General features: G+C 66.8%; 2 protein-coding genes. Both read left to right on the forward strand.

Annotation, left to right across the window (positions count from 1 at the left end; all coding sequences use genetic code 11):
* Positions 1-706, forward strand: a 706-nt coding sequence (locus tag WC493_RS22705; RefSeq protein ID WP_373068821.1) for a substrate-binding domain-containing protein, incomplete at its 5' end; no start/stop codon positions are given.
* Between the two features lie 143 nt (positions 707-849).
* Positions 850-3,096, forward strand: a 2,247-nt coding sequence (locus tag WC493_RS22710) for a hypothetical protein (protein WP_373068823.1), incomplete at its 3' end; no start/stop codon positions are given.

A 3,096-nucleotide genomic window follows, 5' to 3' on the forward strand; every position in this document is an offset into this window, starting at 1 on the left:
CATCGTCTACACGCCGCGCACGTTCGAGCTGCGCTCGAATCGCGCGGCCGACGCCCCAGCCATCCCCCAGGCGTTTCTCAGCGCCCACGCCTCCGAAGAGATATCGCCCGCCATCGCCCTCGACAGCAACCGCCTCTACCGGCGCGCCCTGACGCGCCTTGTCGAAAAGGGACGCCGACGCATCGCCATCCTCCACATGGCCGACACCACTTCCGACGTCGACCACCAGGCGCTCTTCGCGGAAGTCGGGTTGAAAGTGCACAAACCCTGGATCCAGTGGGTCGGCCGCAGCCATCCGGAGTTCGCGGAGAAGCTCGTGCCGCTGCTCCTCGACTATCCCGCCGCGCAACGGCCCGACGGCCTGATCATCGCGGACGACAACCTCATCGAGCACGCCTCGGCGGGCATCGTCGCCAGCGGCGTCCGAGTCGGCGTCGACCTCGATGTCATCGCCCATTGCAACTGGCCGTGGCCCCTGCCCTCCATCCTGCCGATCGAACGCATCGGCTTCGACGCGACGGATTTGCTGCGGCGCGCCATCGAGGGCATCCTCGCGCAGCGCGACGGGACTGCATTCCCCCCCGAGCAGAAAGTGTCGCCGCTCTTCGAGTGGGAGGTCGAGCCCCCCCGCGTCCTCCCGTCGCCGCGCGAGCTCGTCGCGCGCCCCGCGAAGCGGAAACGCGACGCCGCCCTGGCGCTCGTCTGACGAGAGCAGTCCTCATCCTTTGTCGCGAGCTTTGTCGCGAGCTTTGTCGAGTCTCCTCCACTGAAAATACACCCCCGAATTCGTCAATGATGAAAACAAAAAACATAGCCAACACAAAACATTGGAGAGCGCGGATCGCCGGCATGGCCGGCGCGCTGCTCGCCCAGGCGGCCGCGGCCGCCATCCCCGGACTCAAGGCCCAGCAGGGGTTCACCGAGGCGGACGACGTCTATTCGACGTCTGCCGGCGGCGAGGCCGTCCTCGCGACGCAGGGCGCGTTCGAACCGGGCTGGTACCGGATTTCCGCCGAATACCGGACGCCCGGCTTCGCCCCGGACGGCAAGCTGGCGATCGACGTGCGCAAGGCGGATCGCAGCGCCGCGCTCTCGACCTACGAGTGGTTCTCCGCCACGCCGGACTGGACGCCGATGGAGCTGTTTTTCCGCGTCCCCGAGTCCACGCACGCGCACGTCCGCTTCGGCAACTGGAACGGCAAGCAGGCGGACGCGCGCGTCGACCTGCGCAACGTCGTGATCGCGCCGTTCGATTTTGCCTCCGCCGGCACGTCCGACTGGCTCGCCACGTGGTCCTTCGACGGCGGCCACGCCGGCCATCTTCCGCCCAACTGGGCGTGGCACGGCGGCGCGGGCGACATCCGCAACTTCTCGCTTGTCACGAACAGCGGCTACAAGACCGGCGACTACGTCCTCCGCCTCGCCGGCGACGACAAGCCCCGCGACGTCCGCAGCCGCGCGCTGCCGCTGCCCGACGACGGCGAACTCGTCTTCACGCTCTGGGCGCGCGCCGATGCCGCCGCCAAGCTGACAATGCATATCGTGCAGGACGGCTGGAGCAAGCGCGTCGAGAAGGGCCACGCGATGTCCACCGCCTGGCAGAAATACGAGGCCGTGTGGCCGGTGCCGTCGACGCGCGAGCGCGACTGGTTCTTCCTGCGCCTCGACGTGCCCGCGGGCGAAGGCCCCGTCGAAATCGCCGACATGCGCCTCGAATGGCGCCGCGCGAAGCCTTCGGAGGAAACGGCCGATCCGCACCAGGCCGCGCTCGCCCGCGGCTGGCAGGGCGTCCCCGGCGCGAACCTCCTCTTCAACCCCGACCTCGAACTCGGCGGCACCGGCTTCTTCTACGATTTCTCCTGGCCCAAGAAATACGAGCACTACGGCAACATCCTCAAGGCGAAGCCCGTCGAGTTCCTCGTCGGACAAGGTGTCGACGGCGGCACGTGCGCCCATGTCCAAGGAACATCCCTGCGTGCCTACTGCTTCCCCGTGACCGTTGGGCAGACCTACACCGTCTCCGCCGACCTGAAATTGCCGACGGGACGAACCCAGGCAAGCTGCCGTGTCTGGGCGTTCGATTCCGAATGGAACTGTGGGCTGGCCGCGAAGGTCGACGACGTCGGGGCAGAGTGGAAACGCTACCACTGGACGTTCACCTGGAAGCCCGCGAACATCCAGCAGCGCGGCTACGTGCGCTTCGACAGCGACGGCGTGCTCGTCGACCGCATCCAGGTCGTCGAGGGGACGGCCGTCGCCTACGAGCCGCCGCCCGTGATGGTGGGAATGGTCTACGACCGCTGGCAGTATTTCATGCGCGGGCGCGACGACGCGAAGGCGCGGATCAGGGTCGTGCCCGGTGTCCGCAAGGCCGGCGCCGCCAACGTCGTGGTCGTCGCCGCCGACGCCTGGGGCCGCGAGGTCTGGCGCCGCGAATTCCAGGCGCCGCTCGACAAGATCACGGAAATCCCGCTCGACCTGCCGACCGACAAGCTCGGCGTCTTTCACCTCGATCTCAAGGCGACGATCGGCGGCAAACTCGCGGGCATCGGCATCAGCCGCTACGCGATCATTGATCCGCCTTTCATCCAGCCCCGCACACCGGGACAACCCGGTCTCGCGGGCATCTGCCAGGAGAGCTTCGGCTTCCCGGCGTGGCTGTGTGCGGACCATGCCGCCATTCAGACCGATATCGGCATCCGGCTCAACCGGCTTTTCGCCTCGATCCCTCCTGATTTGCCGCAGCCGATTCCCGCCGAATTCATCCAGCAGATCAAGGCGATCTGCAAGCCGTTCAACGCAGCGGGCATCGACGTCCTGCCGTGCGTCGAACTCATTCCGCATTCGGCCGACCAGGGTGCCCGTAACGTAGATCCGGCGCGGGAGGAGGATTTGAAGGCCTTTGGAAGCCATCTGAAGGACTACGTCTCCGCCTTCAAGGACGACGTGCTGTACTGGGAGATCTTCAACGAGCCGAACCTCTGGCGCATGCCCAGCGGCCCCAACGCCGGCAAGCGGACGATGGGCCCCGAAAAGTATCTCGAGTTCCAGAAGGTGGCGTTCAAGACGATCAAGGGCATCGACCCGAAACTCCAA

The organism is Zavarzinia sp. (genome assembly GCF_041650655.1).
Taxonomy (GTDB): domain Bacteria; phylum Pseudomonadota; class Alphaproteobacteria; order Zavarziniales; family Zavarziniaceae; genus Zavarzinia.